22 protein-coding genes and 1 tRNA gene are annotated in these 19484 nt (G+C 35.8%); 19 read left to right on the top strand and 4 right to left on the bottom strand.

Annotated elements, in window-relative coordinates; translation table 11 throughout:
- The first annotated feature begins 14 nt into the window (after positions 1 to 14).
- From BM097_RS01705 to BM097_RS01625, 17 genes are all read left to right on the top strand, one after another.
- Entirely contained in the window at positions 15 to 494 is a 480-nt protein-coding gene (locus BM097_RS01705; protein ID WP_090166008.1) for a PcfB family protein, read from the top strand.
- Positions 491 to 2236 (top strand): VirD4-like conjugal transfer protein, CD1115 family, encoded by a 1746-nt coding sequence (locus BM097_RS01700; RefSeq protein WP_090545256.1) that lies wholly within the window; start codon positions 491 to 493, stop codon positions 2234 to 2236. Before BM097_RS01705 ends, BM097_RS01700 begins: the two co-directional genes overlap by 4 nt.
- Positions 2237 to 2300: 64 nt before the next feature.
- Positions 2301 to 4133, top strand: a complete 1833-nt coding sequence (locus BM097_RS01695; protein WP_090545254.1) for a PIN domain-containing protein — start codon at positions 2301 to 2303, stop codon at positions 4131 to 4133.
- A gap of 229 nt (positions 4134 to 4362) precedes the next feature.
- Positions 4363 to 4575, top strand: a complete 213-nt coding sequence (locus tag BM097_RS01690; RefSeq protein ID WP_072919409.1) for a Maff2 family mobile element protein — start codon at positions 4363 to 4365, stop codon at positions 4573 to 4575.
- 95 nt (positions 4576 to 4670) lie between these two features.
- Positions 4671 to 5537: a VirB6/TrbL-like conjugal transfer protein, CD1112 family gene (locus BM097_RS01685; protein WP_090545252.1), complete on the top strand. Its 867-nt coding sequence runs from the start codon at positions 4671 to 4673 to the stop codon at positions 5535 to 5537.
- A 12-nt stretch (positions 5538 to 5549) separates the two neighbouring features.
- Positions 5550 to 8072, top strand: a complete 2523-nt coding sequence (locus BM097_RS01680) for a VirB4-like conjugal transfer ATPase, CD1110 family (protein ID WP_090545250.1) — start codon at positions 5550 to 5552, stop codon at positions 8070 to 8072.
- Positions 8072 to 9400 (top strand): C40 family peptidase, encoded by a 1329-nt coding sequence (locus BM097_RS01675; RefSeq protein ID WP_090545248.1) that lies wholly within the window; start codon positions 8072 to 8074, stop codon positions 9398 to 9400. Before BM097_RS01680 ends, BM097_RS01675 begins: the two co-directional genes overlap by 1 nt.
- Positions 9401 to 9411: 11 nt before the next feature.
- A complete protein-coding gene (locus tag BM097_RS01670) occupies positions 9412 to 9684 on the top strand; it encodes a DUF4315 family protein (RefSeq protein WP_072919416.1) in 273 nt (90 codons plus the stop codon).
- Entirely contained in the window at positions 9671 to 10345 is a 675-nt protein-coding gene (locus BM097_RS01665; RefSeq protein ID WP_177197333.1) for a DUF4366 domain-containing protein, read from the top strand. Before BM097_RS01670 ends, BM097_RS01665 begins: the two co-directional genes overlap by 14 nt.
- A 10-nt stretch (positions 10346 to 10355) precedes the next feature.
- Positions 10356 to 10658 (top strand): DUF4316 domain-containing protein, encoded by a 303-nt coding sequence (locus BM097_RS01660; RefSeq protein ID WP_072919420.1) that lies wholly within the window; start codon positions 10356 to 10358, stop codon positions 10656 to 10658.
- Positions 10615 to 10947 carry a plasmid mobilization protein gene (locus BM097_RS01655; protein WP_072919422.1) on the top strand — a complete coding sequence of 111 codons (333 nt, stop codon included), beginning with the start codon at positions 10615 to 10617 and terminating at the stop codon, positions 10945 to 10947. Before BM097_RS01660 ends, BM097_RS01655 begins: the two co-directional genes overlap by 44 nt.
- A 71-nt stretch (positions 10948 to 11018) precedes the next feature.
- Positions 11019 to 11303, top strand: coding sequence for a hypothetical protein (locus tag BM097_RS01650; protein WP_090545242.1), 285 nt, complete (start codon positions 11019 to 11021; stop codon positions 11301 to 11303).
- A gap of 77 nt (positions 11304 to 11380) precedes the next feature.
- Complete coding sequence (locus tag BM097_RS01645; RefSeq protein WP_090545240.1) at positions 11381 to 12553, top strand: relaxase/mobilization nuclease domain-containing protein; 1173 nt, start codon at positions 11381 to 11383, stop codon at positions 12551 to 12553.
- A 101-nt stretch (positions 12554 to 12654) separates the two neighbouring features.
- Positions 12655 to 12951: a SpoVG family protein gene (locus BM097_RS01640; protein WP_072919429.1), complete on the top strand. Its 297-nt coding sequence runs from the start codon at positions 12655 to 12657 to the stop codon at positions 12949 to 12951.
- Positions 12942 to 14168: an LPD16 domain-containing protein gene (locus BM097_RS01635; protein ID WP_090545238.1), complete on the top strand. Its 1227-nt coding sequence runs from the start codon at positions 12942 to 12944 to the stop codon at positions 14166 to 14168. Before BM097_RS01640 ends, BM097_RS01635 begins: the two co-directional genes overlap by 10 nt.
- Before the next feature lie 9 nt (positions 14169 to 14177).
- Positions 14178 to 14360 (top strand): hypothetical protein, encoded by a 183-nt coding sequence (locus BM097_RS01630; protein WP_090545236.1) that lies wholly within the window; start codon positions 14178 to 14180, stop codon positions 14358 to 14360.
- A 15-nt stretch (positions 14361 to 14375) separates the two neighbouring features.
- Positions 14376 to 14681, top strand: coding sequence for a hypothetical protein (locus BM097_RS01625; RefSeq protein WP_090545234.1), 306 nt, complete (start codon positions 14376 to 14378; stop codon positions 14679 to 14681).
- Between the two features lie 53 nt (positions 14682 to 14734).
- On the opposite strand, the gene BM097_RS01620 is transcribed toward BM097_RS01625, so the two are convergent.
- Positions 14735 to 15496 carry a hypothetical protein gene (locus tag BM097_RS01620; RefSeq protein ID WP_090545232.1) on the bottom strand — a complete coding sequence of 254 codons (762 nt, stop codon included), beginning with the start codon at positions 15494 to 15496 and terminating at the stop codon, positions 14735 to 14737.
- Positions 15497 to 15680: 184 nt separating this feature from the next.
- On the opposite strand from BM097_RS01620, the gene BM097_RS01615 reads away from it, so the two are divergent.
- Positions 15681 to 15869: a hypothetical protein gene (locus BM097_RS01615; protein ID WP_090545230.1), complete on the top strand. Its 189-nt coding sequence runs from the start codon at positions 15681 to 15683 to the stop codon at positions 15867 to 15869.
- 37 nt (positions 15870 to 15906) lie between these two features.
- Here BM097_RS01615 and BM097_RS01610 read toward each other — a convergent pair whose 3' ends face one another.
- The 3 genes from BM097_RS01610 to BM097_RS01600 are packed head-to-tail and all read right to left on the bottom strand — an operon-like array spanning position 15907 to position 19289.
- Positions 15907 to 16134 carry a hypothetical protein gene (locus BM097_RS01610; protein WP_090545228.1) on the bottom strand — a complete coding sequence of 76 codons (228 nt, stop codon included), beginning with the start codon at positions 16132 to 16134 and terminating at the stop codon, positions 15907 to 15909.
- Between the two features lie 17 nt (positions 16135 to 16151).
- Positions 16152 to 18635 (bottom strand): UvrD-helicase domain-containing protein, encoded by a 2484-nt coding sequence (locus tag BM097_RS01605; RefSeq protein ID WP_090545226.1) that lies wholly within the window; start codon positions 18633 to 18635, stop codon positions 16152 to 16154.
- Between the two features lie 15 nt (positions 18636 to 18650).
- Entirely contained in the window at positions 18651 to 19289 is a 639-nt protein-coding gene (locus tag BM097_RS01600) for a 3'-5' exonuclease family protein (RefSeq protein ID WP_242944633.1), read from the bottom strand.
- 114 nt (positions 19290 to 19403) lie between these two features.
- On the opposite strand from BM097_RS01600, the gene BM097_RS01595 reads away from it, so the two are divergent.
- Positions 19404 to 19476 (top strand) — tRNA-Pro (locus BM097_RS01595).
- Positions 19477 to 19484 lie beyond the last annotated feature (8 nt).

Genomic DNA, 19484 nt, shown 5'->3' with positions numbered 1-19484 from the left:
GAGGAGGTGAGATTTTGCAGGAAGAGATTGAAGAGAAAACAGTCCGGCTGGCTATAACAGGTACTAGAATGTCCATTAATGGAATAATGGCTGGTATTAGGCTTTATATGCGGCATAGAGCTAATAAGAAGCTAGAAAGTATTGATAGCCATATACAGGGAAAGCAATCTATTGATGAGCTTATAAAGCAGAATCAAGGTGTTACCAGTATGGAGATTGGTGATAAAGGTATTAAAACCTTTGAAAGAATAGCCAAGAAATATGGAGTGGATTTCGCAGTTATTAAAGATAAGAATCAAAATCCACCAGTATATACAGCTTTCTTTAAGGCTAGAGATACAGATGCTTTGGAAGCCGTAATGAATGAGTATGGAGCCAAGATGGTTAAGAAAGAACAGAGGCCTAGTGTTCGAGAAAAGCTTAAGCGTCTGGTTCAGAAGGTTAAGTCACAACCAAAGAAAACACGAACTAAAAAGAAGGAGCACGTTAGATGACAAAGCAGCAGAAGAAATTAATTCTGCTGAATGTTCCTTATGTGTTGATGGGATTATTCGCAACAAATCTAGGTGAAGCCTGGAGAATATCAGAAGGTATTGGAATATCGGAAAAGATTGATGGATTATTTCAGTCTCTTCCGATTGCCTTCTCTAATTTCTTACTAAGCTTTTATCCATTTGATTTGGTAGTCGGTATTGTTATTGGTGTTGTGATGAAGGTTGCTGTTTATGTGAAGGGAAAAAATGCTAAGAAATATCGTCATGGTGCAGAATATGGTTCAGCACGATGGGGAAATCAGCAGGACATAGAGCCTTTCGAGGCACCAAAGTTTGAGGATAATATCATCCTCACCCAGACAGAGCGACTGATGATGAGTAGTCGCCCCAAACAGCCCAAATATGCAAGAAATAAGAATGTTGTAATTACAGGTGGTTCTGGTTCAGGTAAGACTAGATTCTTCTTACTGCCAAACCTTTTACAGATGCATTCCAGCTATGTAGTTACAGACCCTAAGGGTGATGTTGTTATTAAATGCGGTAAAACTCTTTTGAAGCATGGCTATAGATTAAAGATTTTTAATACCATCAATTTTGCAAAAAGTATGCATTACAATCCCTTCGAGTACATTCACTCTGAAAAGGACATCTTAAAGCTTGTTAATGCGCTTATTACTAATACAAAAGGTGATGGTAAAGAAGGAGATCAGTTCTGGACCAAAGCAGAAACTCTACTTTATACAGCACTCATTGGATATATCCATTATGAGGCTCCTGAAGAGGAACAGAACTTCAATACCTTGCTTGATTTCTTAAATGCCTGTGAGGTCAGAGAAGATGATGAGGATTATGAGAATCCAGTAGATATTATGTTTAATGAGCTAGAGAAAAGGAATCCAAATCATTTTGCAGTAAGGCAATATAAAAAGTTTAAAATGGCTGCTGGCAAAACGATGAAAAGTATTTTAATTTCATGTGGTGCCAGATTAGCTCCATTCGATATTGAAGAGCTTCGTGAGATTACAACTTATGATGAATTGCAGCTTGATACATTAGGAGATCAAAAGACTGCATTGTTTCTAATCATGAGTGATACAGATGCTACATTCAATTTTTTGATTTCACTTATCTACACACAGCTTTTTAATCTGCTTTGTGAGAAAGCTGATGATGTTTATGGCGGAAGACTTCCAGTGCATGTACGTTGCCTTATAGATGAGACAGCAAACATCGGTCAGATTCCAAACCTAGAGAAGCTGGTGGCCACAATTCGAAGCCGTGAGATAAGTGCTTGCTTATTTCTACAGGCAAAATCACAGCTGAAAGCTATCTATAAAGATCACTGTGACACTATCATTGGTAATATGGATTCACAGCTTTTCTTAGGTGGTTCAGAGCCTTCCACATTGAAAGACTTAAGCCAGGCATTGGGAAAAGAAACTATTGATATGTATAACACTGGAGAAAGCAGAGGTAACAATCCTTCGTTTTCAACCAACTATCAAAAGGCTGGTAAAGACCTAATGACTATGGATGAGCTTGCAGTGCTTGATGGAGATAAATGCATCCTGCAGCTTCGTGGTGTAAGACCATTTTTGTCAGACAAATATGATGTTACCCATCATCCGCTATACCAAGAGACTGGGGAATATGATTCTAGGAATAACTTGGATATCGAGAAGTATCTTAAGCAGGGTATGAAGTTTAAGAAGGATGAAGTTTTTGATGTTGTAAAAATTTAAAATGATGCACCTCTTCATTCGCAAATACGGTATAATACAAACGTGCTAAAGGAGGAGAGGTGCAATGTTAAAATATCCAATAACGGTTTCAATAGATACAAATATTTTTGACTCTACACAATATGATTTATCTGAGAATAGTAAGCTGAGCATATTATTAAATTATGTGAATAATGGAAAGATTAGTGTCGTTTTAAGTAATGTAGTATATGGGGAAGTTCAAGCTCATGCAAAAAAATTTGGAACTGAAATATATACAAAAATTAATCAAAATAAAACAAATATACGTAAGCAATTAAGTGACAATATTTTACGAACTGTAAATTTAGAATCTTTTTTGGATATACCAACAGAGGAAGAGCTAATCAAACGTTTTGAAGAGAATATTTTGGCATATATGAATAAGGTATGTTCAGAAATATTAGATTTTTCATTTGTGGATTTAAACGAGATTTTTAAGGATTATTTTAATATTGAATTCCCATTTGAAGATGGAAGAAAACGAAAGGAATTTCCAGATGCTTTTATAGTAAATCAAATAAAAAATAGATTTCCAGATAATGATTCAGTAATTATATTAAGTAGTGATGATGGGTTAATAAAAGGTTTACAAAGAAATAGAAAATACACAATCCTCAATTCACTAGATGAATTGTTTAATATGATTACAGCTGATGAAAAGGAACTAGAAAATGTTAAACGTTTACTCCAGAATTTAAATAATCGTATTGATGAAGAAATAACTAATTATATTAAAGAGCATCAAGATATTAACGTAATAGGTACTTATCATGATGGTAAGGGACTGGTTTATGGCCATGATTATTTTGAAACATACTTAAATAGTATTAATAACGTTAAGCATTATGTTCATATCATTGATGCAATAGAGGAAGATTGTGCCATTGTAACCCTTGTTCTTAAAGCAGATATTGAAATGAACTGTTATTATAAAGACTATGATAATGCGCCATTTGATAGTGAAACTGATGATTACGTTTTTGTTGATACTGTTCATGTTATAGAAAAGCACAGTGTTAATCATGCTTGCAGAATAAAAATATATTTTAAGGATAATAGTATTAGTGTATTGCCATTTACATTACATTTAGGAGGTGATAGTAGACAAAGTGTTGAGGAAATAGATGACTACGAAGAAGATGATGATGATTATAGGCTAGATATTATAAATCAAGATAGAGAAAGCTTTGGATTACATCCGTTGGATCAATTTGATGATTACTTGGAAGAAAAAGTAAGAGACTCAGATATGAATAATACAATTATCGAAGCGTTCAAAGACTATACTAAAGTTAGTAATTTATTTGAGAATCTCGCGGGCATTTGTGATGATATAATAGATATAATGAATAAAGGTACCTCTGAACAAAAACAAAAAATATTAAATGGCCTTGATAGATATTTAAATAAGGAAAAAATAACAAAGTATATTATGCCGGACACTTATTCTGAAGAATGTATAAAAGAATGGCTAAATAAGCTTTATGATTTTTCATCAAGTATTTCAGAAGAGATTACAGAGGTTCCAGATGATTTGGAATTAGGTAAGTCTTATTTAATAAAAGGAATTGATGATCAGTTAGAAATATCATTGGCACCGTTTAATAATCATGTTATGTCTGAAAATGATAAAGAATGGATTGATATCAATGTAAAGACAAATAATGGAAAAGAGGCTTCTGGGAATATAGAATTGACGGTTGGATTCCATGAAGTCGATTTTGATATGAATGCAGGTGATGCGTCACCAGATGAAATTGAGTTTCGATATGACGATATTATAATTTTGATTAATGATTTTGTAAGAGAACAAAATGAAATAAAGCAAGAATATGAGAAATTATATGAAGCTTTAGAGAAAGCAACAGAAAATTAATAAATTTACATAGACCAGCGATTCTGGGGACGCCCAGAAAGTTCTGGTCTATTATTATGCCCAAAATCAGGTGCGCAGGATTAAGGCATGAGATGAAACTATAAACTATATTTTTAAGAAGAAAGGAAAATTCGGAAGCTCGCTACTTCCGAATGAAGGTGAAAAAATGATGGAGAGATTCCGGATGAAGGACAATGGATGATGGTGAGTTTTCGAACCAGGTATCAAAATGGCATTTTTTAATTCAGGTGTAGACGTAATGGGAACTTTAGTAACAGCAATCGGCGCAGGCCTTGGAGTTTGGGGCGCGGTAAACCTTCTTGAAGGATATGGCAATGACAATCCGGGCGCTAAGTCGCAGGGAATGAAGCAGTTCATGAGTGGTGGTGGAATCATCCTCATTGGTATTAAGCTCATTCCACTTCTTTCAGGTTTGTTCTAAGAGCTGGTATTAAAACTAAATATTGAACCTGAAATTGGGGCTGAAGGCATTGCTTTCAGCTCCTTGTATTTGTAGTAAAGACAGGAGAACAACATATGGATTTAATATTTGACGCAATGGCGGACTATGTGAAGAGTAAGCTTATTGACGGTGTTATGTGGGTTCTGACGGGTCTTTTTGATAGTGTTAATGATGAAGTAGCAAAAGTAGCTGGACAGGTATCTACTGGTCCAGCAGATTTTGTTCCAGGTGTGTATCCACTGATTAAATCAACTTCTGAAACCGCTCTTTTGCCGATAGCAGGAATAATCATGACGTTTATTGCCTGTTATGAGTTGATACAGCTAGTGGTAGCGCATAATAATCTAGCAAACTTTGAGACATGGATATTTATCAAATGGTTGTTAAAAACATCTGTGGCGGTTTTGGCAATTACTCATTGCTTTGACTTTACAATGGCAGTCTTTGATGTTACTTACCATGTATGCCGAGACGCAGGTGGTTTTATCACACATTCTACAGCGGTTACAGGACCACAGCTGGCTCAATTGAGATCAACCTTAGAGAGTATGGGTATAGGAGAAATCCTACCTATATACGCTGAAATCACAGTTTTGGGAGCTGGCTTTAAGATACTTTCATTAATCATATTTGTAGTTATCTATGGACGTATGATAGAAATCTATTTGCTTGTTAGTATGGCTCCGATTCCATTTTCAACATTTGGAAATAAGGAGCAGAGTCATATAGGACAGAACTATGTGAGAAGTTTGCTTGCTATTGGATTCCAAGGATTCTTAATCCTTATTGTAGTAGGAATCTATGCAGTGCTTATTCAGAACATTACGATTTCAGATGATATTGTAGGTACTATCTGGGGCATTATGGGATACAACATACTTCTGGTATTCAGTTTGTTTAAGACTGGCACACTATCAAAGAGAGTATTTTCAGCACAGTAGAAAGGAATAGATATGGCAGTAAATGTAAAAGTCCCCAGCGATTTAACAAGAGTGAAGGAAAAGGTGGCTTTTGGGCTTACAAAGAGGCAGGTGATTTGTTTTACGCTTGCAGCTATGATTGGTATCCCAACATTCTTCCTGGTTAAGAAGTTACAGGTAGATATAAGTGTTCCTACCTTTGTGATGATGGCGGTTATGATGCCGCTATTTTTTGTGGCTATGTTTGAGAAGAACGGAGATACATTTGAAATCATTATTCAGAGAGCATTGGAGTTTAAGCTTAAAAAGAATCAGGAGAAACAGCTTTATGATAGGATGTATGCTAATGGCATTTGCCTTGTGGATGGAGATCTTTATACCAAGACTGTTGAATTTAGTGATATCAATTATAAACTCGCTTCTGATATGCATAAGGATTTGATTTTTGAACAGTGGAAGACATTCCTAAATTACTTTGATACGAGTGTAGAGTTTGAATTAACCTTTGCTAACGTATATGCGAACGCTAAAGAACTAAGGGAACATTTAAGCATAGATCGTAAAGACGATAATATGGATTCACTTAGGGCTGAGTATTCAAAGATGCTTATAGATCACAAAGGATGTCTTGATGATGTGCTAGTTAAGACTAAGTATCTAACTTTCGGTATAAGAGCTGGCTCACTAAAAGAGGCAAAGGGGCGACTTCATAAGATTGAAGATAAGGTGATAGAGAACTTTGAACAGATGGGAGTTAAAGCAAAGATCTTAGATGGACAGCAGAGGATTGATATCTTAAATCAAATGAAATTTGGAGCAGGAAGTCTTGAGGATAATATTGATTATCCTATGAAGAATATCTTCAAGAAACCAGGCTACTATGGTCAGGTGAGTTGTTTCTCTTATGATGCTCCTGAAATATCTGATCAGTTCTTTGAGCAGCTTCTTGATTTAGACTGTCAGCAGTTTATCAGTATTCATTTACAGTCTGTAAATCAGAATGAAGCCATCAAAGGAGTTAAAAGAAAGATTACTGATATTGATTCAAACAAGATTGATGAGCAGAAGAAAGCAGTAAAGGCTGGATATGATATGGATTTAATTCCTAATGACCTTAATCTGTATGGTGCTGATGCCAGCTCAATGCTTTCTAATCTGCAGAGTCAGAATGAAAGAATGTTCAATATGACATTCGTATTAATGACTACTGGTAGCACAAAAGACAGCCTAAAGAACAATGTTAAGCAGCAAAAGAGTATAGCTCAGCAGTTTAGCTGCGAGACGTATCCTCTTGAATACAGACAAGCTAAAGCTATTAAGAGCGTACTTCCTCTGGGATGTAATCTTATTAAAAAGGATAGACAGGTAACCACTTCATCGGTTGCTGTGTTTATCCCTTTTTTAATTCCAGAGCTTTTAAAGCAGGATGAGAACGATTTGTACTATGGCCAAAATGCACTTACAGGAGAGCTTATTTTTGCTGATAGAAAGAAGGCTAATAATCCAAACGGTATGTTCTTTGGAAAGCCAGGTTCAGGTAAATCACTGGCTGCAAAAAGAGAGATAGCCAATGTAGTGCTATCTAGTAATGACGACATCATTATCAGTGATCCAGAGCGAGAGTACACACCTCTAGTAGAGCTCTTTGGTGGGCAGGTAATCCATATTAGTCAGAAGTCTACTCAGTATATTAATCCTATGGATATTAATGATAACTATTCTGATGGTGAGGATGCTGTTTCACTTAAAGCAGAGTTTCTACTGTCACTTTGTGAGTTGATTCTTAATCAAAGGGATGGTCTTACTGGTATCCAAAAGACGATTATTGATAGATGTATTAGGAATGTATATGCCCAGTTTTATGAGAATCCTATACCAGAGCGTATGCCTCTTCTAGAGGATCTCTATAAGGAGCTTATGAAGCAATCTGAGAAAGAAGCTAAAGAGGTAGCTACTTCCCTTGAATTATATGTTAAAGGCTCTCTAAACGTGTTTAATCACCGTACAAACGTAAACATTAATAATAGAATAGTTTGCTATGACATTAAGGATTTAGGAAAGCAGCTTAAGAAGGTAGGTATGCTTATTGTTCATGACCAGGTATGGGGCCGAGTAACTATGAATCGTGATATAGGAAAGACTACCAGATACTATATGGACGAGTTCCACCTTTTGTTAAAGGATGAACAGACAGCTGCTTATTCAGTAGAAATCTATAAGCGATTTAGAAAGTGGGGAGGTATCCCTACAGCACTTACTCAGAATGTTAAGGATGTATTAGCTAGTCCAGAGATTAGTAATATTTTCGAGAACTGCGATTTCATCTATATGCTTAATCAGGGCGCTGAGGACAAGCAAATCCTGGCGGAAAGTCTTGGAATAAGTGATGCCCAACTTAAGTATGTAACCAATGCTCCTTCTGGTAGAGGATTGATGTTCTTTGGTGATGTGGTTCTTCCATTTAAGGATAACTTCCCTAAGGATAACGTACTGTATAAGTATCTCACAACAAAACCTGAGGAGCTTGCGCAGATTAAACAGAGGGGAGGCATGTAATGTATGACTACAATAAGGATGAAAACGTAGGTGGAGATGCACTGGATTATGGAAGGTCTGCAGTAAGTGAAGCTCATGAATTAACAAAAAAACTTATTAAGAAGAAAATCAAACGAGCTCAGATTCAAAGAGAACAGGCTAAGGCTGCAGCAGAAGCTGGAAAACAATCAGCAAAAGCTACTGCAGAAGTATCAAAGAAGGCAGCGGAGGAAGCAGCTAAAATCGCCAAGGCATTATTTGATGCCGGTAGGAGATTGGTATCTTCATTAGTGGAGCTGATTATAGAAAATCCTATTATCGCGGTTATCTTAGTAGTTATTGTGGTATGTATTATCGTTCTTCACGTAGTGAAGGTAGATTTGCTTAGTCTGTTCGGCTCCATGAGTGAATCAGTAGTTGCTGGAACCTATACAGCGTACGATGAGGATATTATAGGTGTTAATTCTGATTATACAAAACTAGAGAAGGAACTTAGGAAAACAATAAATAATACAGAGTCAGATTTTCCTGGCTATGATGAGTATGAGTATCAGCTTGAAGAGATTGGACACAATCCCTACGAGCTGATTTCTTATTTAACAGCAGCTTATGAGAATTTCACTAGGTGTGATATGAAGCCTGTAATAAAGGAACTATTTGATGCACAGTATAATCTCACCTACACACCTAGAACAGAAACAAGGTCTAGAACAGTTACCAAATATGGAATAGAAAATGGAAAAGTATATTCCTATCAGGAGATAGAGTACTATACGGTTTCTATTTTGAAAGTAAAGCTAAATAACAAAGGCCTGGGAAGTGTAATTGCTTCAAAACCATTAAGTGATGTCCAAAGAGCCAGGTATAATTTGTTACTTGAGACAAAAGGTAATAAGCCGGATTTGTTTGAAGATCTGTATACAGATATAGAGATACCAGATGATTTAGAAGTGCCACCTGAAGCTCTAACTGATCAGACTTTTGCAGCAATGATTGCTGAGGGTGAAAAGTATTTAGGTAGAGCATACGTGTGGGGCGGATCTAGTCCAAGACAGGGATTCGACTGTAGTGGATTTGTTTGCTGGGTGCTTAACCATTCAGGTTGGAGTGTTGGAAGAACAGATTGTAATGGACTTAAAGCAAAATGTACTGTCGTTTCTGCAGAGGAAGCAAAACCAGGTGATTTGATTTTCTTTAAAGGTACGCAGAAGAACAAAGCTGGTGCCACTCATGTAGGAATCTACTGTGGAAATGGAATCATGTTACATTGCGGTAATCCAATCCAGTACACATCTATTGAAAGCAATTACTATAGAAAACACTTTTTATGTTATGGCAGATTGCCATAGATGGAGGAACTATGTTTGAAAGATTAGATAAAGTCAGAAGTGATTTGAAAAGAGCTGAGGCCAAAAGAGATGAATGGGATAACAAAGTGAAGAATCTCCAAAAGAAATGTGCTGAGATAGAAAAGACCTGTATTCATGACATGATGGTTGCAGCAGAGTTAACCCCTGAGCAACTGGCTAACTTGATTGCATACTCGAAGGATAATTTGCCTGGGAATAAACCTATTGAAGAAATCGCAAATACGAATGTTGTAAAGGAGGATGATTTCGATGAAGAATATTAAAACTAAAATAATGATGCTTGCTCTTGTAGGCGTGCTTGCAGCAGTATCTGCACCAATAAGAGCAGAAGCTCATGTTCCAGATAATGTAGACACATCTGTAATTGATGAAGATTATGAAGAATCTGAGGATGAAGAGGTTGACGAAATGGGGCCTCTTACCCCAGATGGAAATCTTTCTATTGTGGATGATTATGGAACTAAAGAAAAAACTGGAAAGCAGTTTATTACGGTTACTACAAAAGATGGAAACATCTTTTATATCATTATCGATAGAGATGATAATGGCGAAAACACAGTTCATTTCCTTAATCTTGTTGATGAGCAGGATTTAATGGCTCTTTTAGATGATGATGAAAAGAAAGAATTAGAAAAAGCGAAGGAAGCTGCTGAGGCTGCAAAAGTACAAACATCAAAACCTGATAATGAAGATACGGAAACTGATGAAGAGCCAGTAAAACCAGAAAAGAAATCAAGCAAAAGCAATATATTTGTTATTTGTATTTTGCTAGGAATGGCTGGTGTAGGTGGTTTTTATTTATACAGTAATAAGAGCAGTTTCATAAAGAAAAAGACTGGTCCAATCATTGATGATGGAGAGGAATATATTGAAATTCCTTCAGAGTCAGAGGATAAGGATTACGATGATGTGCCTGTGGAATAGGAGGTAGCCTATGGATGGACTTGATATTGCAAATGAGAGACTTTCTAAAGAAGAGGAACTTTCTGATATTGAGGAAAATATCCTAGAACAACATACGATTTTTTCAAAAAAGAATTATCTCAAGGCTGCTGAAGATGCCATTGAAGGAAATGATAATAACTTTGATGGCATCATAAACAATCTTCCAGAGGATAGCATCTCAGAACAAACCTACAAAAAAGGAAAAGAGTATGAAGAGAAAAGGAAGATAGCTTTGGAGGCAGAGAAAAGTGCAAAGATACACAAACCGCGTAACTGTGAGATTGACAGATGATGAGCTTCAAAGAATGAAATTCAAGATGAATGAGTTGGAAATCTCTAGCATGAGTGCCTACATGAGAAAGATGATTCTAGATGGATACTGCGTTAAGATTGATACTAAAGATTTAAATGAATTAGTGTATTTACTTCGCATGTGTTCTAACAATCTTAATCAATATGCAAAGAAAGCTAATGGACTGGGAGTAGTTTACCAGCAAGATATAAAAGAGCTACAAAAGCGTCTTGATGAAATTTGGAATGGCACAAGGGATATCATGCAGAAATTTGCAGCGATTGATTAGTGACATCATTGCATGTTTTAATTTGCTAGATTAGACTTTAGAAAAATGATTGATTTGGGAGGTTGAGGCTTATGTTTATTTTAAGAGTTTTATTGAAATTGATGTTGGTTCCAGTGATGGCACTTCTTACTATGGGATCACTTTTAGCTAAGGTTTCTATAGAAGTTGGTGCAAGAGTAGGAGCTATAATTATCAATATTTTCCTTGTAATAGGAATCGTAAACCTTATTGGTCATGACATCCCATTAGCTGCAATTAGTGGAGTCATTATCGTGTTAGTTCTAGGTATTTTATTCTTTGTAGCAAATCTACAATTAATATGTGATTCTCTTCGGGATAACTTAAGACGAATCTAAAGAAATATTATAAGAATCATTAAGGCAGTCTTTTCCGTAAATGGAGGAGGCTGCTTTTTTGATAGAAAGGGAATCTTATGGCAGCTACAAGACTGATGGCATTACATGTGACAAAGGGTAAAGATTTGGCTACGTGCTTACAGGAAAGAATGGACTACACAGAAAACGAGCTGAAGACAGAACAAAAAAAATACGTCACAACCTTTGGCTGTGATATTGAAACAGCAAACGAGGAGTTCTTGCTTTCTAACAAATTATACCACGACAGGGTTCGTTCAGTTCGTAAAGACGAAGTCATTGCTTATCAGATAAGACAGTCATTTAAGCCAGGGGAGATAACTCCAGAAAAAGCAAATGAGATTGGTTATGAGCTGGCCATGAGATTTACTAAAGGTAAGCATGCTTTTACAGTTTGTACTCATACAGATAAGGCTCATATTCATAATCACATCATTTTCAATTCCATAGCTTTGGATGGGAAGAAGAAATTTAGAAATTTCTATTATTCATCTAATGCTATAAGAAGAATTTCAGACATTCTATGTTCTGAAAATGGATTATCAATTATAAATCCAACTTCTTATGCTGAGAGAAAAAACAAAGGCAACTTCTATCGCATCAGGAAAATGGATAAGAAAAAGTTGGAGTTTATTAAGGATGTTGAAAACAAAGTTTTGAATGGAAAAGGTGCTGGTTATATAAATTGGGCAAAGAGGTTTAATGCAAAACAGATGGCAAAAACAATTCTCTTTTTACAAGAGCATAACATTGAATCATATGTGCAGCTCAAAGAAATCACTGATGAGCATTCAGAAAGAATGAAAGAACTGAATGATTCCATGAAAAGAAAGGAAGCTCTTTTGGCAGAAAATAAGAAGCTTCAGAAGGCTGTAATTGACTATGCGAAAAACAGACAGGTGTTTGTAGATTACAAAAAGAGTGGCTACAGCAAGAAGTTTTGGGATGAACATGAGTCGGAGCTTTTGCTTTATAAAGCGGCTGAGGAAGTTTATAAAACTCTTCCAAAAGGTGTTAGACCTAAATTGCCAGAGCTTAGAAAAGAATATGGAGAAATCCTGGCAGAAAAGAAAAAAGAGTTTTATGAGTATGCAAAAATTAAAAAAGATATGAATGAGTACTTTATCGCGAAGCGAAATATAGAAATTCTTTATCAGAAGGATGATGAAGAAATTGAAAAAGAGGGTAGACGAAGTCGTACCCGAAACTCTCATTCGCAGAATGAGTTGTAAAAGCCGCATAACGCATTTGTCAGACAAATGCATTGCTTGCCACGCGAAAATATTGGCCTTAGGCCAACACTAGAATGGAAAAATTAAGGAGGACTATGAACATGAAAATTAATGTAAAAACAAATAAGCTAGAAGCTTCAACTAATAACGTCAAGGGACTTTGTTCAGTAACATTTGGAGATAGTTTTGTTGTAAAGAATCTTTCGGTTGTGGAAAGCAAGAAGGGAGATCTTTTTGTATCAATGCCTTGTTTCAAAAGCAAGACTGTTGATGAAGAGGGCAATCCTATTTTTAAGGATATCGCATTTCCGATAACCAAGGAATTTAGAGAAGAGCTCTATAAGCAGGTGTTGGATTCTTACGAATCTGGTGAAGTAAAGGAGTTTGAATGGAAGTAAAAGAGATCACGGAAAAACTCGAACAGGGGCTCCGTGATCTTTTTAATTCTGAGAAATACAAAACCTATCTTACTACAATGTCAAAGTTTCATAACTACAGTTTCAATAACACTTTGCTAATAGCAATGCAGCGACCAGATGCTAGTTTGGTTGCTGGATATGGCGCATGGCAGAAAAATTTTGAGCGCCATGTAAAGAAGGGCGCCAAAGGAATCAAGATTATCTCGCCAGTGAAAGTGAAGGTCGAAGTGGATGATGACAAGACTGACAAAGACGGAGCAAAGAAAACTATAGAAGTAACAAAGTTTAAGGTTTCTACGGTATTTGATGTATCAGATACCGAGGGAAAAGAGCTTCCAAAGATTGGTGTAGATATGCTTTCAGGCCAGGTAGAAAAGTTCAATCAGCTCACCAAAGCAGTAGCTGATATTTCAAAAGTGCCTATTGAGTATAGAGACATTGAAGGTGGCGCCAAGGGATTCTATTCTCAGAAAAATAATAAAATTGTTGTCCAGAAGGATATGACTCAGGCTCAAACTTTAAAAACGTTGATACATGAGTTGGCTCATTCCATCTTGCATGGAAATCTTGAAAAGGGTGATGAAAGTGAAGCTCATAAAAAGGATAGAAGAACAAAAGAGGTCGAGGCTGAATCTGTAGCTTATGCAGTTTGCCAACACTTCGGTGTCGATACTTCTGATTATTCTTTTGGCTATATTGCAGGCTGGAGCTCAGGAAAAGAAATGGAAGAGCTTAAATCTTCAATGCAAACTATCAGACGTACTGCAAATGAAATCATCCATGGCATTGAAGCTGAAATTAGAATAGAAGAAAATGCCAAGGAATTTGAAACCACTAATGATGAAGTGGCTTTCAAGATTGGAAAAGAATATTTAGCAGTTCAGAAAACTGATGGCGGCTTCGATTACACAATCTATGATGAGAGTAAGCGTGTAAAAGATGGAGGCGTAATTGATAGACCTAATGCATCTATTGCTATAGTGGTAGCTGATATTGTTGTAAGTGAATTGATGGATACTTCTGCAGGAGTTAAGAAAATCGATTTTGATTCACTTCAAGAGGATGCCCACTATGCTGCTGCCTATGATATGGAAAATGCTATTGCAGATAAGAAGCCATCTGTGTTAGATCAGCTGAAAGAGAAGTTTACTGGAAAGAATCATCGTGAAAAGAAGCTTGATGACGTGAGTCTTTAGGAGTGTGCTATGGAGACATATTATATTGAATTATTTGATGGTAAGAAGCGAGTGTCAAAGGAAAAACTCAGGGTGGAGGATTATGATGAAGTTCTCAAAAGGGTTGCGGAACTAATGGATACGCCTTATAGGATTGAGATTTTTGATGCTGCGGCTTATAGGAATAGACATAAGGACGATTTGGTTTTGTGAGGAGGATTTTGAAAAATGACAAAGAAGGAAATGGCTGTTGTGGTTGAGGCGTATGAAGGACTTAGAGAAGCCATGGAAATAATATCAGATTTATTTGATTTAGGTCATTCAATTGTTACATTAACTACAGATTCTCCGTTTGGAAAGATTGATAAGTTGCTCGATCTGTTTTATGGGTATATACCAGCAGCTCATGAGGACCTTGAGGTTGAAGAAAGAATGTATCATATTCTTTTACATGATAAGTGGCTTACAACTGATGAGAAGATTGAGGCTATAGAAAATTTGAGGAAGGAATGTAAGGGAAAGAAAAGAAAGTAATTATGCTGGGGGCAGCAGTGACTGCCCCTATTAAATAATACAGAGATGGCTGTTTATTTGTTACCGTCAGGATTAATAACTTTATATTTGGAAGCTATCGGGTCATAATCATTTTTTTGAGCTTCCCAATCGAGTTTTACATCTAAATCGAATATTTCTTCAGCACTCATATTTATAATATCTTTTGAAGAAAATCCTTTTGGTGGATTATTAGTATATTTATCCCTTAAAGTGGTATCTGCATAAACTAGCTGATAATGATTTTCAATATAATTATCCAAGTCATATAATAAAAAATCTGCTTTCGGAAGGCCCGCTTTTCCATAAGAATCTTTTTTGAAATATTTGATTAATATATCGCCTATGCTTGTGATTAAATCTCTATCAATATTTGTTTGAGTATCAAAATCTAGTTTGTCATACTCTTCATATGAAATGTCATATAGGTTTAATATTGCTGTTATAAAATTAGTTATTCCTGTTTTCTTATTTTCTTCTAATTCCATTCTTGAAAATGGGTATTCATTTACATCTAAATAAGAGTAGAACATTTTTCTAAATTTTTCATCCAAATCATCAAATTCCATATGAATTTGACCAGATAAAAATCTAGGATCTATATCTAATTTTTGGGCTATTGAGTTTAAGTACCGTGGTGTAATACGACCTTCGTTTAATGATCTTCTAATCGTTTTTTCGTTACAATCTACGATTTCATCACGAACTAGTTTAGCAATTGAATAATTCTTTTGTTTTAATATTTCTAGAAATACTTCTTTATTTATTTTTTCTTTATATATTTGACCTCTTGGCATGATATTCTCCTTTTATACGCAACGGACATTTTAAGTTAAAGTGTCTGTTGATGCGGACATTATAGCTTGATATTATAATACCAACGACGTCGGAATTATTCAATCGACAATATATAGAATGTTGTCCGCATTGATATTGTAACAAGACATATTAACTGCAATTAGATTAAAACGGAGGAATAGAATGAAAGACGAACTATTGAAATTAGTAGAAGAAGCCACGTTGGAGGCTGGAAAAAATTCAAAATTGAATATTGAACTGTCAGGAAAATCAGGAGCAGCCTGTACTGCTTTTTTAGGATTACTAGCGGCTGGTACGGCAATTTATGGAATATATTGCTGGCATGATGCACAAATAAATTCATTAGCATAATAGTCGGCAAAAGGCTCCCGTGTGGGAGCCTTTTGCATTACCAAGGATTATTAAAGTCGTCATTAAAGCCATTATTAAAAGTGTCATTGTCATCAGGCCAACCAGAGGTAAAATGAATATCTCCAGAGTCCATATCCATAGACATGTTATCACCCATTCGCATGTGCATGTGGCCTTCATCATCGATGCCAGTATTTCCACCAGTAGAGTGGATAAAATCTCCATCATCATAATCGAAAATATTTTTGAAGAAATTACGGAACATAAAGCGACTCCTTTCTTTTACTTATCTAAATTCTTGGTATATTTACATGCTGGATATCCTGAACAGCCTAAAAAGATTCCGTATTTACCGCGGCGCTGCACTAAAAAATCACCGCATTCTGGGCAGCGAATATTATTTCTAGCAGCGGCTAAATCCCAATTTGCATAACTGCATTTTGGGTAGTTACTGCAACTGACGAACTTACGACCATTATTAGCCTGACGAATAGAAAGAATTCCAGCTTTGCATATTGGACAATGCTGAAGTACCGGTTTTTTGATAAACGCATTTACGTTATTATCAGGCACGATAACTTTTACTTCATATGAGTGTTTTAGTTCCTCTATAGCCTTTACAAATATTGATTCGTTAATTTCAGGCGAGAGAAGATAAGTGCAATTCTTTGTTCTAGTAAGTGCTACATAAAAGAGCCTTCGTTCTTCTGCATATAAATAAGACTCTTGATTAGTTTGAATTAGCGACAGTATTGGATCATCAATTATTTGGCTAGGGAACCCTAATTCTCCATTAAGTAAGTTCAGAACAATGACTTGGTCTGCCTCAAGTCCTTTAGAGGAATGGACAGTTCTGAATGTTATTTTCAAATCAGGATAAAGCTTATGCAAGATTCGCATTTCTCCACCAATTTGATTGATGCTAATGTTAGGATTATCACTGAGCATGTTTATATCATTGTTGATACGTCCTAGGACGAGAACGTCCATTTTTGTTCCATCAGCATTTTTATTTATGTCTTCTAATGCTAGATCTAATGCTTGCCCAACATTTTTAGCTGCGAAATCATCATTTCCATCAATGATAGGTTCAAAGCTACCTGCATAATACACAATTCTAATGGGACACTCTTGATGTTTATCACTACGCAGTGATTTATGTAATTGATATTTATTTTGAAGAATAAAACGTGCTGATATATCAATTAATTCTTGGGAGTTTCTATATGTTTTTGTAATATCTGTTCTTGAAACTGAGCCAAAGTATCTCTTGAAGTTAATGAATAAATCTATGTCGCTGCCAGAGAAACGGTAAATAGATTGCCAATCATCGCCAACACAGAAAAGTTTGGCTCCAGAAGCATCTAAGGTATTTTTGACTAACATATATCTGCTATAGGATATATCTTGAAACTCGTCTATGATGACATATTTATAGGCAGGCTTATAGAGCCCCTGAGAAATGTAATCAGATGCTTTAATAATCATGTCATTAAAGTCAATCATTCCCTCGCTTGTGAGCTCATTGATATAGTACTCATAAAATCCTTTTACAAACTCCAAAAACAACAAAGAACATTTCTTTTTCCAGTTAACATCATAGTTTTTAGGAATAAAGTTTCCTCGTTTTGCTTCGTTCTGAATTAAACTAAAGTGGTCTATGTTATATCCGTAAGAGCGATATAAAGATACAAATGTTACTACTAAAGATTTGAAATTAGAAAACTGGCTGTATTTGTTGTTGTCTTCAATCTGCGCAATAATATCCTGGTAGCTAACAGGTTTTGTTTTTACTCCATATTTGGCATAGTTTGCCTTTATGGCATTGTCTATTTCATCACCTCTAAATTGCCAAGAGAAAGTTTCAGCAAGCTTTGTGTGATTCTTTGTATGAAGCTCACGCTTCCATTTCATTCCTTCGATATATTGTTGTTCGTGGAACTTGTCATATTGTGGCGCACGATTGTTTTTATTTACACCAAAATGTTCCCAGTAAACATCAAATTCTTTGAGATAAAAATCTGGACGGTATTTTTTACGGTAGTTGTCAATTTCATCATATGGATAAGCCGCTTCATACTCATAGTCAATTCCATCTAAATAGAAGCGGTTTGCTAAGTAAACTTCTTCGCCGCTTTTAACACGTTCATTTCTAAGAGTTCGTTTCTCTGAGCCACGAGCCATATCACGTAAAGTTGTAAAGTTCTGCAGATTCTCCATCTGAATCTTATCGCCCACAGTGGTTTCTTCAGAGGAAATAGGGAGCATCATAAGACCGATAAGAGAAAGAAACTCTTTGGCTTTACGCTCATCTGAAAAAATAATTTCATTTAAGTATTTGTCAAGATAATCGCTTATGTTGTCAACTACATCAGGTTGCTTTTTATCTACTTCAGTTAATATACCAAGGCCGTACTTGTGGAAAGTAGATGAGTCAATATCAATACCCAATCTTTTGATACGCTCATGCATTTCGTCTGCTGCTTTCTTGGTGAATGAAATAAGCAATATATCCTCTGGCGCAACGCCCTTAACATCAACTAGATATTTGACCTTTGCGGAGATAGTTAGTGTTTTACCACTACCAGCACCTGCAACAACAAGCTGACGAGGAGAATCATCGACAACAGCAGTTCTTTGATTATCATCGAGACTGCGTCCATCGATATTGTCAAAGAGCGCCTTATGAAGAGTCTTTTCTTGTTCTATATATTTATTTTCTGGAGTGGGAAATAATGATTTTATAAAGCTGGAGAATAATCCCATATCTTAACCTCTTATCTAAATACGTCCTATTTCATAAGTTGAAATATCATGTCCTAGCATTTCCACTATTTTTAGCTCATCTACGGCATCAGTAAATGCGTTGTGGATTTCGCGGTATTTTCTATCACCACTTAGCATTTGATAGATGGGTTCAACACCGTATCCTTTTTTTATCCTACCGGTTTTACAGCATTCTACTCGTGTAGGAATAGATGAATTGTATTGGCGATATGCAGCCAGTCTCATAATATCGCACCATTCATAATTTCTAAGCTCTGGCAAATGGTTGAAATCAAATTTTGCATTATAGGCTAGTATCTTTTCAATGTGATATTCAGATAATAAGCTCTTGATATCAGCTAATACATTTCGCCTAGAATTAGTTATAGTGTTTTGTGTTTTCAGGATATTTAGAACACCAGAATACATGCCACCTTTTCTGTATGTAGGGCTGATAATATAGTATTGTCCACCTATTGGTTTGTTTGTGCTAGCGTCAGCAATTACAATACCAATAGACATAACTTCATCAGACCATGTGGTTTCAGTATCTATGACAGCAAAATATACTGAGTTTTCATCATATAATGATTTTCTAGGTTCCATTTGTATTGATGTATTATTTGTTTTAAATAGTTTGCTTAGTATTCCCATAATTTTTCTTTCTAAGAGTTTTTGTCCATTTAAGATACCATATAATTGTGATTATTTGGGGATGTTGAAATGACAAAATATAAATCTGTTATGATAAAATGAAGTAAGTATTTTCGGGGTGTGGCTCAGATGGTAGAGCACTACATTCGGGATGTAGGGGCCGCGTGTTCAAATCACGTCACTCCGATTTAGAAA

This window comes from Pseudobutyrivibrio sp. OR37, assembly GCF_900113655.1.
Lineage (GTDB): Bacteria > Bacillota > Clostridia > Lachnospirales > Lachnospiraceae > Pseudobutyrivibrio.
The sequence above is the reverse complement of the archived record's forward strand: the minus strand, read 5'-3'. Positions and strand labels throughout refer to the sequence as shown.